The following is a 14,726-nucleotide window of genomic DNA, read 5'->3' as shown; positions in this document are numbered from 1 at the left end:
ACTGACGCGGCGCCACGGCTCCTACCGTGGCGCCGCTTTTAATTTCCGGCGCAAATCAAAGGGCGCGACATGAAACTATCCAGATTATCGGCACCGGTGCTGCTGCTGTTTCCCGCGTTCCTGGTTCTCGCGGCAGTCGTCGTCGTGCCGCTGGCGCTGTCTTTCTATTCGAGCTTCACGCCGTTCCGCCTCACCAAGCCGGAATCGCTCTACGTCTTCATCGGCCTGCGCAACTATATCACTGTCGTCTCGAGCTGGGATTTCTGGGTCGCGTTCGGCCGCACCGTGCTGTTCCTGACGATTGCGCTGAATGCTGAAATGCTGCTCGGCCTCGGTCTTGCGCTGCTGGTTTCCAAGGCCGTGCGCGGACAGCGGCTGCTGCGTACCATGATGATGTTTCCAATGATGTTTTCACCGGTGCTCGTCGGTTTCCAGTTCAAATTCCTGTTCAACGACAATATCGGCTTGATCAACAACGGCTTGCAGGCGCTAGGGCTGACAGACCAGGCAATTCCTTGGCTGATCAATGGCAATCTGGCGCTGTTTTCGATCACCGTTGCCGAAGTCTGGTCCTCGACCTCAGTCTTTGCCATCCTGATCCTAGCCGGACTTCTGGCCATGCCGCGTGATCCGATCGAGGCAGCCCATGTCGATGGCTGCACGCCGCTGCAGACCTTCCGCTACATTACCTGGCCGTATCTGATGCCGTTCGCCTTCATCGCCATGACCATCCGCTCGCTCGACGTTGCGAGAGCCTATGACATCGTCAAGATCATGACCGATGGCGGCCCGGCCAAGCGCACCGAACTTTTGTGGACACTGGTTGGACGTACCGCCTATGGCGACGCACGCATGGGCCTTGCCAATGCCATGGCCTATTTCGCCATCGTGCTGTCGATCCTCTTCACCGTCTATTTCTTCCGCAAGCTCGCAGCCGCGCGCCAGCAGATCGGAGCTGAGTGGTAATGGATATCAATTCGTCCCACCGCCTGCGCAAGCGCCTCTATTCGCTCGCCCATATCATCACCCTGTTCGTGGCGATGCTGCTCATCTGCCTGCCCGGCTTCTGGATCATTCTGTCGTCGCTGCGCCCGACCGTCGAGATCATGGCCAAACCTCCGGTCTGGATTCCGCAGGAACTGTCGCTCGACGCTTATCGATCGATGTTTTCAGGTGCCGGCCAGGGCGGTATTCCGGTCTGGTCCTATTTCCGCAATTCGCTGATCGTCTCGATCACTTCGACATTTATTGCGCTCGGAATCGGCATGGCCGGGGGCTACGCTTTTGCGCGCTACAAGTTCAAGGGCAAATCGGCGATCTTCTTAGGCTTCATGCTCACCCGCGCTGTCCCCGGGATCGCGCTGTCGCTGCCCTTGTTCATGATCTTTGCCCGCACTGGGATCATCGATACGCATTTCGCGCTGATCCTGACCTATGTCGCGCTCAACGTGCCCTTCACTATCTGGCTGATCGACGGCTTCTTCCGGCAGGTGCCGAAAGATCTCGCCGAAGCTGCCCAGATCGACGGCTGCACGCGCTGGCAGGCCTTCTGGCAGGTGGAGTTTCCGCTGGCCGGCCCCGGCATCGCATCGGCCGGCATCTTTGCCTTCCTGATTTCGTGGAACGAATATGCGCTGGCCTCGCAGATCACCCGCTCGGTGAATTCAAAGACACTGCCGGTCGGCCTGCTCGACTATACCGCCGAGTTCACTATCGATTGGCGCGGCATGTGTGCGCTCGCCGTCGTGATGATCATCCCGGCGCTGACCCTCACCTTCATCATACAAAAGCACCTCGTCTCCGGCCTCACCTTCGGCGCGGTCAAAGGATAAATTCATGGCTCCCGTCAGTCTCAAGAAACTGGTCAAGCGCTACGGCGCGCTGGAAGTGGTGCACGGCATCGACCTTGAAGTGAAGGACCGTGAGTTCATCGCCTTGGTCGGCCCATCCGGCTGCGGAAAATCGACGACGCTGCGGATGATCGCCGGCCTCGAAGATGTCAGTGGCGGCACGATCGAGATCGGTGACAATGTCGTCAACGACCTTCCGCCCCGCGCCCGCAACATTTCTATGGTGTTCCAGTCCTATGCGCTCTATCCGCATATGACTGTTGGCGAGAATATGGGCTTTTCGCTGAAGATCGCCGGGCGTCCGGTCGAGGAAATCAAGGAAAAGGTGGCGGATGCTGCCGCCATCCTCGATCTCTCGCATCTGCTCGAACGCCGCCCGTCGCAGCTTTCCGGTGGCCAGCGCCAGCGTGTGGCCATGGGCCGGGCAATCGTCCGGCGCCCGGATGTGTTCCTGTTCGACGAGCCGCTGTCCAATCTCGACGCCAAGCTGCGCACGCAGGTCCGCACCGAGATCAAGAAGCTGCATGCCCGTATGCAGGCAACGATGATCTATGTCACCCATGACCAGGTCGAGGCGATGACGCTGTCCGACCGTATCGTCATCATGCGCGACGGCCATATCGAGCAGATCGGCACGCCGGAAGAGGTGTTCAACCGTCCTCTGACCAAGTTCGTCGCAGGCTTCATCGGCTCACCGCCGATGAACATGGACGACGTGACGGTGGACGATGGCAAGCTGGTATTCGCCAGCGGCGCCACCCTGCCGATCCCTCCGAAATTCCGCCCGAGTCTGTCGGCCGGTCAAAAGCTGACATTTGGTCTTCGGCCCGACGATTTCTTTCCAACCGGTCATGGTCTGAATTCCGGCGATGCCGAGGCGGTCGCCGAACAGGAGCTCCCAGTCTCCATCACCGAACCGCTTGGGAACGAGACGCTGGTCTTTGTCGGCTTCAACGGCCGCGATTGGGTGTCGCGCATGCTCAATCCCCGCCCCCTGCCCTCCGGCCAGAATATCAAGATGAGCTTCGATCTCTCGCAAGCGCACCTGTTTGACCTGACCACCGGCAAGAGCCTGGTCGCCTGAGGAATTTTTGATGGCCCGTATTGAAAAAATTGAACTGCGCATGGTCGACCTTCAGCCGAAGGTGAAGCGGACCGACGCGATCCAGAGTTTTGTCAGCCAGGAAACCCCCTTCGTCACTATTACCGATTCCGATGGTGCGACCGGCACAGGTTACAGCTATACGATCGGCACGGGCGGCTCCTCCGTCATGCGGCTTTTGTCGGACCATCTCGTGCCGCTGCTGATCGGCGCCGATGCCGATTGCATCGAGGCCATCTGGCACAAGATGGAATTTGCCACACACGCAACGACCATCGGCCCGATCACGGCGCTGGCTATTGCAGCTGTCGATACAGCACTTTGGGATCTGCGGGCGAAGAAGCAGAACCTGCCGCTGTGGAAGCTCGCCGGTGGCGCCCGCGACCGTTGCGCACTCTACACGACCGAAGGCGGCTGGCTACATATCGACAAGCAGGCGCTGGTCGATGATGCGCTGCAGGCCAAGGCGAAAGGCTTTTCCGGCTCCAAGATCAAGATTGGCCGTCCGCACGGCTCGGAAGATTACGACCGGTTGTCCGCCGTGCGCGCGGCTGTTGGCCCGGCCTTCGAGATCATGACCGATTGCAACCAGGGCTTTGCCGTCGATGAAGCCATCCGGCGGGCCGGGCGCTTGCAGGAACTCGACCTCGCCTGGATCGAGGAGCCACTTCCTGCCGACGATCTCGATGGCCATATCCGCCTGTCGCGCTCCACCACGACGCCGATTGCTGTCGGTGAATCGATGTATTCGATCCGTCATTTCCGGGAGTATATGCAGAAGGGCGCCTGCTCGATCGTTCAGGTTGACGTCGCCCGCATCGGCGGCATCACGCCATGGCTGAAGGTTGCGCATGCGGCGGAAGCCTTCGACATTCCTGTCTGCCCGCATTTCCTGATGGAACTGCATGTCAGCCTGGTTTGCGCGGTACAGAACGGCAAATATGTCGAGTATATTCCCCAGCTTGACGATTTGACGGACAAGCGCATGGAGATTGTCGATGGCAAGGCGCTGGCGCCATCCGAGCCGGGCATCGGCATTTCCTGGGACTGGGATGCGGTCAAATCGCGCTCGGTTGAAGAATTTACCCGCGAATTCCGGGCCTGACGGGAGACGGTGATGCAGCGCATGAGCATGGTGATCGGGCTTGAGCCCACCAAGATCGCGGAATACCGGCGGCTGCACGCCGCCGTGTGGCCGGATATCCTTGCCCTGATCTCGGAATGCAACATCACCAACTATTCCATCTTCCTGAAGGAGCCAGAAAACCTGCTGTTCGGCTACTGGGAATATGTTGGAACCGATTTCGCCGCCGACATGGCGAAGATGGCAGCGCATCCGAAAAACAAGGAATGGTGGTCGGTCTGCATGCCCTGCCAGAAGCCGCTTTCTACGCGCAAAGACGGTGAGTGGTGGGCGATGATGGAGGAGGTTTTCCATCATGACTGAGCATTTCGATCCTACAACGCTGCGCCAATGGTGGCCAAAACCCGCAGCACCACAGCCGATCGTCATTTTCGGCGCCGGCAGCATTGTCGGCGATGCCCATTTGCCTGCCTACAGGAACGCCGGTTTTCCGGTCGCTGGTCTCTATGATCCGAATGCCGAAAAGGCGGGCGTATTGGCCGAAACCTGGGGCATCCGCGCCTTTGCCAGTGAAGGTGAAGCACTCATGGTCAAAGACGCTGTCTTTGATCTCGCGACGCCGCCTGCGACACAAGCCGCGATCCTGTCGAAACTGCCCTCTGGCGCTGCTGCACTCATTCAGAAGCCGATGGGCTCGGATCTCGCGGCAGCGGCGGAAATCCTCAATATCTGCCGCGCCGGGCAGTTGAAGGCTGCTGTCAATTTCCAGCTGCGCTTCGCACCGATGATGCTGGCCTTGAAGGACGCAGTCGAGCGCGGTTTCCTTGGCGAAATCGTCGATTTCGACGCCTGGCTGGCACTGGCGACGCCGTGGGGCCTGTGGCCCTTCCTCAAAGGTCTGCCGCGCATCGAGATTGCCATGCACTCGATCCATTATCTGGATTTTATCCGTGGCCTGATCGGCAATCCGCTCGGCATTCACGCCAAGACCATCGGCCATCCGAACCATGACGTCGCGCAGACCCGCACGGCGGCCATTCTCGATTATGGCGACAGGCTGCGCTGCGTTCTGTCGGTCAATCACGACCATGATTTCGGCCGCAAGTTCCAGGCCTGCGAGTTCCGCATTTCGGGGACCAAGGGTGCCGCCTATATCAAGCTCGGTGTCAATCTCGACTATCCGCGCGGCGAGCCGGACGAGCTCTGGATACGGCCGGCCGGCGGCGAGGAATGGATCTCCGTACCGCTGCAAGGCGCGTGGTTTCCCGATGCTTTTGCCAATCGCATGGCCAACCTGCAGCGCTTTGCCACCGGCGAAGACGAGGTGCTGATCGGCTCCGTCGAAGATGCGTGGCAGACCATGGCGCTGGTCGAAGCCGCCTATCAATCCAGCGCGCAGCCAGCAACCCCAATTGCGCCGCTACCGGGATTTCAACCATGAGCGAACAGATTATCCATTTCGAAGAGTACCAACTTGGCTCTGTCCGGTTGACCACAGGCCGCACGATCACCGAGACCGATTTCGTCGTTCATGCCGGTCATACCGGCGATTTCTTTCCGCATCACATGGATGCGGAATTCGCCAAAACCCTGCCCGGTGGCCAGCGCATCGCCCATGGCACGATGATCTTTTCCATCGGTGTCGGCCTCACCGCATCGCTGATCAATCCGGTCGCGTTTTCCTATGGCTATGACCGATTGCGGTTTGTCCGTCCGGTCCACATTGGTGATACGATCCGCACGCGCGTGACGATCGCGGCAAAGGACGACGACCCGAAACGGCCGGCATCCGGCCGCGTCACCGAACGCTGCGAAGTTATCAACCAACGCGACGAAGTCGTGCTCGCCGCCGATCACATTCTTATCGTCGAACGCAAGAAAACCTAAAAGAGGCCAATGACATGACCGCCAATCTGACCGGCAAGAAAGTCCTTATCACCGCTGCAGCGCAAGGCATAGGCCAGGCGTCCGCCCTCGCCTTTGCTCGGGCGGGTGCGATTGTCCATGCCACCGACATCAACGCCGATGCGCTTGCCAATCTGTCCAAAGAGACCGGCATCTCGACGCATATTCTCAATGTGCTGGAAGCTGATGCCGTTTCGACGCTGGTTGCCGAAATCGGCGACATCGATGTGCTGTTCAACTGCGCCGGCGTCGTTCATGGCGGTTCTGTTCTGGAGATGAAGGACAGCGATCTCGATTTCGCCTTCGACCTTAACGTCAAGGCGATGATCCGGACCATCCGCGCCGTTCTGCCCGGCATGCTGGCGCGCGGTGACGGTTCGATCGTCAATATGTCGTCTGTCGCCTCCAGCATCAAGGGCGTACCGAACCGCTTTGCCTATGGCGTCACCAAGGCCGCCGTAATTGGCCTGACCAAGGCCGTTGCCGCCGATTATGTTGCGCAGGGCATCCGCTGCAACGCCATTTGCCCCGGCACGGTTGAAAGCCCGTCGCTGCAGGAGCGCATGCGCTCGCAGGGCGACTATGATACCGCCCGCGCCGCCTTCATCGCCCGCCAACCGATGGGCCGGCTCGGCACGCCGGAAGAGATCGCCGATCTCGCCGTCTATCTCGCTGGCGCGACGTACACGACCGGCCAGGCCTATGCCATCGACGGCGGCTGGACGATCTGACGCCTTAAAACAGGAAACACACCCATGAAACTTCTTCGCTATGGCGCTCCCGGCGCTGAAAAGCCGGCCATCCTCGACGCTGACGGCGCAATCCGCGACCTTTCCGGCCATGTCTCCGATATCGGCGGCAAGGACATCGATCCTGCGGCACTTGCTGCGCTGGCTAAGCTCGATACGGCAAGCCTTCCGCTGGTCGCCGGCACGACGCGCATCGGTCCTTGCGTTGCCGGCACCGGAAAATTCATCTGCATCGGCCTCAACTATGCCGACCATGCCGCAGAATCCGGCATGGCAGTGCCCCCAGAACCCGTCGTCTTCATGAAGGCGACGTCGGCCATCGTCGGCCCCAATGACGATGTGTTGATCCCGCGCGGTTCGGAAAAGACCGACTGGGAAGTGGAGCTCGGTGTCGTCATCGGCAAGACTGCCAAATACGTCTCCGAAGCCGACGCTCTCGATTATGTCGCCGGCTATTGCACCGTTCACGACGTTTCCGAGCGCGCCTTCCAGATCGAGCGCTCCGGCCAGTGGACCAAAGGCAAGTCCTGCGACACGTTCGGGCCTATCGGCCCCTGGCTGGTGACGAAGGACGAGGTCGCCGATCCGCAGAACCTCGGGCTCTGGCTGAAGGTCAACGGCGAAACCGTGCAGAACGGCACGACGAAGACCATGGTTTACGGCGCAGCCTTCCTCGTTTCCTATCTCAGTCAGTTCATGTCGCTGCATCCCGGCGACATCATCTCCACCGGCACGCCGCCTGGCGTCGGCATGGGCATGAAGCCGCCGCGCTACCTGAAACCCGGCGATGTCGTCGAACTCGGCATCGAGGGTCTCGGAAGCCAAAAGCAAACAACACGGGCAGACATATGAGGTTTTTGGCCGGCGTAACGCCTTGATCGCGCCGGCCAATTCCCAAGACGACAGCCTGCCGCCCTACCTTTTCGGAGCAAACCCATGACCCGCATCACCGATCTCCGCGTGTTCGACCTGCGCTTTCCCACCTCGCAAAGCCTTGACGGTTCGGATGCGATGAACCCCGATCCGGATTATTCCGCCGCTTACGTCATTCTGGACACCGACACGGATGGGCTGTCGGGCCACGGCCTGACCTTCACCATCGGCCGCGGCAACGAGATCTGCTGTGCGGCAATCAATGTGATGAAGCATCTGGTTGTTGGGACCGAACTTGCTGACGTCCTCTCTCATCCCGGCAAATACTGGCGGCATCTGACCGGCGACAGCCAGTTGCGCTGGATCGGCCCCGACAAGGGCGCCATGCATCTTGCTACGGGCGCCGTCGTCAATGCGGTCTGGGACCTGCTCGCCAAGCAGGCGGGAAAGCCCGTCTGGCGTCTCATTGCCGACATGCCGGCCGAAGAAATCGCTGATATCGTCGATTACCGCTACCTCACGGACGTGTTGACCCGTGACGAGGCTGTCGCGATCCTCAAGCGCGCTGAAATCGGCAAGGCAGAGCGCATCGCGACGCTCGAGGCCGAGGGTTATGCCTGCTACACGACATCCGCAGGCTGGCTCGGTTACGACGACGAAAAATTGCGGCGCCTCTGCCAGGAAGCGATCGATGCCGGTTTCAACCACATCAAGATGAAGGTCGGTCGCGATCTCGAGGACGACATCCGCCGCCTGCGCATCGCTCGTGACGTCATCGGCCCGGATCGTTATCTGATGATCGATGCCAATCAGGTCTGGGAAGTCAACGAGGCCATCGACTGGGTCAACAAGCTGGCTTTCGCCAAGCCATTCTTCATCGAGGAGCCGACCAGCCCCGACGACGTAGCCGGACACCGCAAGATTCGCGCGGGCATTGGTGCCGTCAAGGTTGCGACCGGTGAGATGTGCCAGAACCGCATCATGTTCAAGCAGTTCATCGCCGAGGGCGCGATCGATATCGTCCAGATTGATTCATGTCGCATGGGCGGGTTGAACGAGGTTCTGGCGGTTCTTCTGATCGCCGCCAAATATGACCTGCCGGTCTGGCCGCATGCCGGCGGCGTCGGCCTTTGCGAATATGTCCAGCATCTGTCGATGATCGACTATGTCGCAGTGTCCGGCACCAAGGATGGCCGTGTGATCGAGTATGTCGACCACCTGCACGAACATTTCCTCGAGCCCTGCATCATCGAGAATGCCGCCTACATGCCACCGAAGGCTGCCGGATTCTCGATCGAAATGAAGACGGCCTCGATCGACCAATACCTGTTCAAGGGTTGATGGGATGGGGGCGGTTTTGCCGCCCCCATAAACCTTAGCTGCGTTTGCGGATAATGCCGTAAACGATATGCCGGTTTTCGCCGAATTCGACACGTGCTTCGACCGCATTGCGGTCGGCGCTGGCGTTGATGATGTTCCACATTTCCACATCCGAACGCAGCAACAGAGCCCAGTTCATGAAGGTTTCCATGTAGCCGTCGTCGTCGACATCGCGCGAGAAATTCGCGAAGAGAAAGACGCCGTTCGGCCTCAGCATGTCCAGGCAGGTCTGCGTCAGCTTGATCGCCACCTTGTCGGCCAGATAATCGTAGAGACCTGCCGCATAGATGAAGTCGAACTTGCCGAGCGTCTGCGATTTCGTCAGCAGGCCGCGAACGGAGCCGTCGATCGCCTCGACGCATGTGCCGTTGAAATCGCGGACCATCGAACCGACGCTCAGTGGGTCCTGATCAAGGGCCACCCAACGCTTGATCCGCTTTTCCCGCAGAGCGACCGAGTTGTCGGCTTCGCGCAGATGACCGGCCGCTACAGTCAGGATTTCGGTTCCTGGGCCTTTTTCAGTTGCAATTTCATCGACATAGCGCGTCAGAAGATCGCGTCGTTCGCGCACCGCCACCGGCGACGGCGACTGGCTGGTGTAGCCGTAAAGCTCCTTGCCAAGCGGCGAAGCCTTGGCGATTTCACCGTCAACGCTCGGATGACCATAGATGAAGTCGATCAGCTGCGCATCGCCGGAATAACCACGCGGTTTCATGAACGACCAGCGCGTGAAAGGATCCTCGTGGAAGAAATCAGCGACCGGGTGGTTCTGAACGATCGGGATCAGTTCCTGCCAGACATTGTGATGATATCTGCGGCGCGTCTCATGAAGTGTGGCAATCAGGCGATGGATGATCAGCGCCGGGTTCTGATCCTCCTGGATCTGCTGCTGAGCAATCTTCAACGCAAGCGCAACCTCTACGCGGCCAGTCGCCAGCTGCTCGTAATGGAGATCGGTTTGGGAGGAAGATAGTTCGTTTGTGATGGCCGCTGGGGTGATCAGGCTTTCGCCGTCAAAAGCAATCTTGATTTGGGTCACTCGAGCCTCATGCGTTAACAGATTATTAACATTATGGGGAAAAACGAGTGCAGTGCCAATCAAAATTGCACGTATCCGCATGGCATGGTTAACGCGCTCGCGTATCAGTTGGTTCTATCGAACGAACCCGCTAACCTTCCGCAAATTCAGGAAAACTTAATGTACGTCCAATATTGTGCCGAAAAGTGCTGCCTTTTATTGATAGGCTTCCTTTCTGCTTTGCACGTGCGAATGCTTCGGGCAATGGAAGTTGCCGGAAGGACAGTTCAAGGGCGGAAGGATGCGACGCAACCCCATGGAACGTGCATGAAGCACACGCTGGCCGACGTAGTAGAGATCGATCTCAATGCTGAGCCGCCGAGACCGGCATCGGCAGAGCTTCGCACACTCTACCGTGAAGAAGGCCAGGCGACCCGTCGCCAGGATACGCGACAGGGAATGTGGATCGCCATCGCCGTCTACCTGTTGTTCTCCATCACCGATATTCTGCTTGTGCCGGACGTTGCGCGATATGTGATCGCATCCCGCTTCGTTATCGGAACAATTGCCTTCTTCCTGCTGGAAGCCGAGGTCCGTTGGAATGCCAGTGCGGATGTCATTGATACCACGTGTGCAGCCGGTCTCGTCATAGCCTATGCCGGGTGGCTCTATCCGTCGCTGATGACGGCAGATACGATCAGCATCTCCTATTACATGGTGTTCGGCGCAATCTTCATGATGAGCGTCAATCTGTTCTTCAGCTTTCAGTTCCGCCTGTCTCTGGTAGCCTCGGCCATCATTCTGCTGATTTTCCTGGCCGCATTGCTGTCATTTCCGATTGTAGATCCATCCTACAAGCTTGCATTCGGTACTTTTTGCATCTCCTGCTTTGTCTTCACATCCTACGTCAACTGGAAGCTGAACAGAGAGCGCTACAAGGTTTTCCTGAACGCCCTTGAGGCAAAGGTTCAACAAAAAGAAGCGTCCGAGCGCGGCGATGCGCTGCTTAGACTGTCGAACACTGACCCGTTGACCGGATTGGAAAACCGCCGGGCCATCGACCAGAGATTAAGGGACTACTGGAACGGCTGGCAGAGATACGGCACCAGTTTTACTGCGATCCTTATCGATGTCGATTTCTTCAAGAAATACAACGATTGCTACGGCCACCAGGAAGGCGATCGCTGCCTCATATTGGTTGCCGATGCCCTCGCCGATTCCATAAAGCGCTACAATGGCTCGATCGGTCGCTATGGCGGTGAAGAATTTATTGTGCTTGCCCGCGTGGAAACACTCGAGCAAGTGGCGGAACTGGCAGAAAATATCTGCCGCACCGTGGAAAACCTGGGCCTGCTGCACCAGCAGCGCCGCGACGGCATGTCGATCGTCACGGTTAGCGTCGGTGCTGCGTTTACCCGCAGCCAGGCCGGCACGAAACTCGAAAAGATCATTCACGAGGCCGATCGCGCCCTGTATGGCGCCAAGGCAAGCGGACGCAACTGCGCGAAACTGTTTGATCCCAATGATCCACACAGCAGCGACGAAAGCGAAAACATTGCTGCTCTGCTGAAAATTGCCACCAACCAGAACCTCGTATCTCTGGTCTATCAACCGATCCGCAACGTCTCATCCGGCCGCGTCGAAGCCGTCGAGGCTCTCATGCGCCTGAAAATGCTCGACGGAACGGCGGTCTCTCCCAGTCTGTTCATCCCGATTGCGGAGCGGACGGGCGCCATTCTGAGCCTTGGATACTGGGCGATCCGTACAGTCTGTGCCGAACTGCTCATCGACAACCATGTTCGTGTCGTCAGCGTCAACGTATCGCCCATTCAGCTGAAGACGCCGGGTTTTGCCACATCCGTTGCCGCGATCCTTGGTGATACCGGGGTTGCCGGCGGCAGACTTGCCTTCGAGATCACCGAAGGCCTCGAAATGGAAATGAACTCGGACATCCTGCGCTGCATCAGCGATTTGAAGATGCTCGGTATCCGAATTTGGCTTGATGATTTCGGGACAGGCTTCGCCGGTCTTTCCTGGCTCCGCCTTATTGATTTCGACACAGTCAAGATCGACCGCTCCTTTCTGCACGACAGCAGCACCCCGAGGGGTAAAGCCATGCTCCAAGACATCATCGGACTGGTCCGCAATCGGGGCCATAAAATTCTGGTCGAGGGCGTTGAGACAGATGAGCAACTCGAGCTCATGCGTGAATTTCGCATCGATCAGGTCCAGGGGTTTCACGTCGGCCGGCCAGCCCCACCAGAGGATTTCCGCTCGCCCCCTCCTGTCGACGACCAAGCACCACGTCTGCGCCGGCCAGCCTAGACAGAGACGTTTCGCGCCATCAGTCCACGGCGAAACCCTGCCCTACCCGGCTTTCCGGTCTCCAGGCGCATTGGCGCGCATCAGCGCCATCAACATTGGCCCCAGCGAGAACTCGCCCTTTTCAGCTTTGCGTGTCAAATCCCGGAGGTAACCGCCGGCTGAATTGATCTGGCCACCGCGCTCCAGGATGCAAGCCATCACCGCTGCCGCATTTTCCGGGCCCAGAATTCCACAAGCCTGCTGATAGGCGCTGGGACTGACGTCGAGCATCGAACGCACCACCACAGCGGCGCTCATCAGATCCCGCCAGCTGGAAACACTGCCGCCTGGCCCGTACATGGCAATATCCGGGCATGCCGACAGCACCATGCTGAGCGGGAACGCCTTTATCGGTTCGCGTCGTCCTTGCCGTTCCACCACGAAACTTTCATTCTGCTGCTTTTCATTGCTTGGTTCAGATTCAAGAATGGAGTTAAGATCTGTATTCTGTATATGCCGCTCATTTTGTGAGGCATTGCCGCTTATTTTTTGCCTATTAATCTGCATTTTCAACTGTTTGGTGGCTTCTTCCCGCAATGTCTCGATTTCAGCGAGTGTTGCGGTCAGCACAGTTGCGGCTGGCTTGCGCGGAAGGTCTGCCAGCAGCGCGCTGTAACGCAGGCGAATGGTCGCCCAGTCGCCGGGAACCCCCTCCTCAAGGGCAATGTTTATCAGCTTTGATAAGTCTCGGCTGCAGATGGTCAATCGCTCACGGAGCCGGTGGATACGCAGTCGCTCGGCAACGACTTCATCTGCTAGCCGTTCAATGTCGTCCGCACAGGCCAAAAGGGGTGCCAGTGAAAAGCCGAAGGCCTCGTCGATCGTTCCTGTTCGATCACGGCGAGCATAACGCTTACCATTGGCGCTGTCCTTACGTGACAGGAGCCCCGCCTCGATAAGCGCAGCCAGGTGCCGGCGCAGCGTCTGCTCCGGCATTCCATGGGCGCGCAGAGAGAGTTGTGCATTGGACGGGAACACGACCAGGCCATTATCCGCCGATAGTTCATTCTTCGGGTAGAAGCTCAAAAGAGCATTCATAACGGCGAGAGCACGGTCTGTTACTCCCAGGCGCCGCCGTGCCTCGCACAAAGCACGATAGAGTTTCCATTTGTCGACCGATCGTTCCGGGCCAGTTTCTTGAGCCATAACCTGACTTGCCACCATGGCAAGCGTCATTGGCCGCCGCCCAAAGGGCGTCGTTACGCTTCCAACCTGCATTTTTTTCACCTTTTAACAGGCAAAAGAAATCCGCTCACCAAAACGATGCCAAAGACTCTTGACTATGATTCGTGAAAATGTGATTCTCTAGTTGCTAAACTTCAGAGAAGGGCTTCCACGACGGAAACGTTTGGGGGCCTTTTTCTTTTGCGGTTCAGTCTCCTGTTTCTATTGTCTCTTTAGACTGCACGAACTCGTCATAGAGAGCGGACAGCTTGCCTTCGACGTAAAGGCCAAAATCAGGTTCAATCGTCTTGTCGAAGACGAGTTTCAATGTCTCACCTGTCTCGGATATCCTCACGGCCTTTCGCCGAGTGCCGGCATTCCAAAAAGCGCTTCGTGCCTTGTCCCTGCTTTCCCGCAGCCGATCGTAGACTGCCTGGAAGCGTGCGTCTGATGTCAAACTGACAAAGCCGGACGATTGAATGGCTTCAAGGGCGGTTGATCTCCGGGCTTTTTCCTCTATCAGATCGGCAAGCTCGGCCCAGCGTGTTCGGCCAAAGCCGGGGGCAGCGCCGATTGCTTCGATCAGTTCAGCTGGAAGACGATTCACAAGGGCAATCATGCGCGAAAGAGCAGCCTTGTCGACGCCCAGCGCTGACATGATGACATCGCGGCCAAAATTCCGTTCTTCAAGCCGTGAAGCGAAGAAGGATCGCTCGATGAATGTCAGGTCGGTGCGAGCATTGTTTTCCTGCCCCTGGCTGACGACAAGTTGTTCGTCGGTCAGATCGCGGATCACGGCGCGAATGGGACCACCGATCTTCTTGATAGCGGCGAGCCGGCGGTGGCCGTAGGCAACCTGAAAGCGCCCTTCTCTCTCCGGATGCGGCCGGACAAGAATAGGGACTTGCTGGCCGTGTTCGCGTATCTGCGAGACCAATAGCTCCTGATCCTCGGAACTCACACCAAGCCGATCGACAACAAATGAACTGTCAACCATGGCGGTGTCGAGATCGACGATCGCCTGCCCCTCGGCAAGTTGTTTCTCCAGCGCATCGACGCGCTGTGCCTTCTCATGGACGCCGCCGAGCGACTGGGATATCGCCCCAACCGGGCTAGCGCGTTTCATCGGCTTCTCAAAACCTGCGAGTGGGCGCGAATTCACAAACGGCGGTTCATTTTCCGCAGCCGGGCCGACATCGGTTTCGATCATGCTGAAAACGTTCTTACGGGCCATGAA

The 14,726-nt window shown here is 58.3% G+C and carries 14 protein-coding genes; 11 read left to right on the top strand and 3 right to left on the bottom strand.

Going from position 1 to position 14,726, the window contains the following annotated elements; genetic code table 11:
* The first annotated feature begins 69 nt into the window (after positions 1 to 69).
* The 10 genes from ACQY8Q_RS02070 (at position 70) to ACQY8Q_RS02025 (ending at position 8,904) form a co-directional block, all read left to right on the top strand.
* Positions 70 to 966 (top strand): carbohydrate ABC transporter permease, encoded by an 897-nt coding sequence (locus tag ACQY8Q_RS02070; protein WP_428424174.1) that lies wholly within the window; start codon positions 70 to 72, stop codon positions 964 to 966.
* Positions 966 to 1,832, top strand: coding sequence for a carbohydrate ABC transporter permease (locus ACQY8Q_RS02065; RefSeq protein WP_428424172.1), 867 nt, complete (start codon positions 966 to 968; stop codon positions 1,830 to 1,832). Before ACQY8Q_RS02070 ends, ACQY8Q_RS02065 begins: the two co-directional genes overlap by 1 nt.
* A gap of 4 nt (positions 1,833 to 1,836) precedes the next feature.
* Positions 1,837 to 2,934, top strand: a complete 1,098-nt coding sequence (locus tag ACQY8Q_RS02060) for an ABC transporter ATP-binding protein (protein ID WP_428424170.1) — start codon at positions 1,837 to 1,839, stop codon at positions 2,932 to 2,934.
* Between the two features lie 10 nt (positions 2,935 to 2,944).
* Positions 2,945 to 4,057, top strand: coding sequence for a mandelate racemase/muconate lactonizing enzyme family protein (locus ACQY8Q_RS02055; protein WP_428424168.1), 1,113 nt, complete (start codon positions 2,945 to 2,947; stop codon positions 4,055 to 4,057).
* 12 nt (positions 4,058 to 4,069) lie between these two features.
* Positions 4,070 to 4,399: an L-rhamnose mutarotase gene (locus ACQY8Q_RS02050; RefSeq protein ID WP_428424166.1), complete on the top strand. Its 330-nt coding sequence runs from the start codon at positions 4,070 to 4,072 to the stop codon at positions 4,397 to 4,399.
* Positions 4,392 to 5,477 carry a Gfo/Idh/MocA family protein gene (locus tag ACQY8Q_RS02045; protein WP_428424164.1) on the top strand — a complete coding sequence of 362 codons (1,086 nt, stop codon included), beginning with the start codon at positions 4,392 to 4,394 and terminating at the stop codon, positions 5,475 to 5,477. Before ACQY8Q_RS02050 ends, ACQY8Q_RS02045 begins: the two co-directional genes overlap by 8 nt.
* Positions 5,474 to 5,923: a MaoC/PaaZ C-terminal domain-containing protein gene (locus ACQY8Q_RS02040; protein ID WP_428424162.1), complete on the top strand. Its 450-nt coding sequence runs from the start codon at positions 5,474 to 5,476 to the stop codon at positions 5,921 to 5,923. The genes ACQY8Q_RS02045 and ACQY8Q_RS02040 overlap by 4 nt, the downstream gene beginning before the upstream one ends.
* A 14-nt stretch (positions 5,924 to 5,937) precedes the next feature.
* Complete coding sequence (locus ACQY8Q_RS02035; RefSeq protein WP_428424160.1) at positions 5,938 to 6,672, top strand: SDR family oxidoreductase; 735 nt, start codon at positions 5,938 to 5,940, stop codon at positions 6,670 to 6,672.
* A 24-nt stretch (positions 6,673 to 6,696) separates the two neighbouring features.
* Positions 6,697 to 7,542 (top strand): fumarylacetoacetate hydrolase family protein, encoded by an 846-nt coding sequence (locus ACQY8Q_RS02030; protein WP_428424158.1) that lies wholly within the window; start codon positions 6,697 to 6,699, stop codon positions 7,540 to 7,542.
* Between the two features lie 84 nt (positions 7,543 to 7,626).
* Complete coding sequence (locus ACQY8Q_RS02025; RefSeq protein WP_428424156.1) at positions 7,627 to 8,904, top strand: L-fuconate dehydratase; 1,278 nt, start codon at positions 7,627 to 7,629, stop codon at positions 8,902 to 8,904.
* Between the two features lie 34 nt (positions 8,905 to 8,938).
* On the opposite strand, the gene ACQY8Q_RS02020 is transcribed toward ACQY8Q_RS02025, so the two are convergent.
* Positions 8,939 to 9,982: a class I SAM-dependent methyltransferase gene (locus ACQY8Q_RS02020; RefSeq protein WP_428424154.1), complete on the bottom strand. Its 1,044-nt coding sequence runs from the start codon at positions 9,980 to 9,982 to the stop codon at positions 8,939 to 8,941.
* A 306-nt stretch (positions 9,983 to 10,288) separates the two neighbouring features.
* Here ACQY8Q_RS02020 and ACQY8Q_RS02015 point away from each other — a divergent pair, with 306 nt between their 5' ends.
* Positions 10,289 to 12,286, top strand: a complete 1,998-nt coding sequence (locus ACQY8Q_RS02015) for a putative bifunctional diguanylate cyclase/phosphodiesterase (protein WP_428425512.1) — start codon at positions 10,289 to 10,291, stop codon at positions 12,284 to 12,286.
* 42 nt (positions 12,287 to 12,328) lie between these two features.
* Here ACQY8Q_RS02015 and repC read toward each other — a convergent pair whose 3' ends face one another.
* Together repC and repB are read right to left on the bottom strand one after the other, a co-directional pair.
* Positions 12,329 to 13,543, bottom strand: coding sequence for a plasmid replication protein RepC (gene repC, locus ACQY8Q_RS02010; protein WP_428424152.1), 1,215 nt, complete (start codon positions 13,541 to 13,543; stop codon positions 12,329 to 12,331).
* 154 nt (positions 13,544 to 13,697) lie between these two features.
* Complete coding sequence (gene repB / locus ACQY8Q_RS02005; protein ID WP_428424150.1) at positions 13,698 to 14,723, bottom strand: plasmid partitioning protein RepB; 1,026 nt, start codon at positions 14,721 to 14,723, stop codon at positions 13,698 to 13,700.
* Between the last annotated feature and the right edge of the window lie 3 nt (positions 14,724 to 14,726).

The sequence above is a fragment of the Pararhizobium sp. genome, assembly GCF_965279435.1.
Lineage (GTDB): Bacteria > Pseudomonadota > Alphaproteobacteria > Rhizobiales > Rhizobiaceae > Pararhizobium.
Note: the sequence above shows the minus strand (reverse complement) of the source record. Positions and strands in the feature narration are given on the sequence as shown.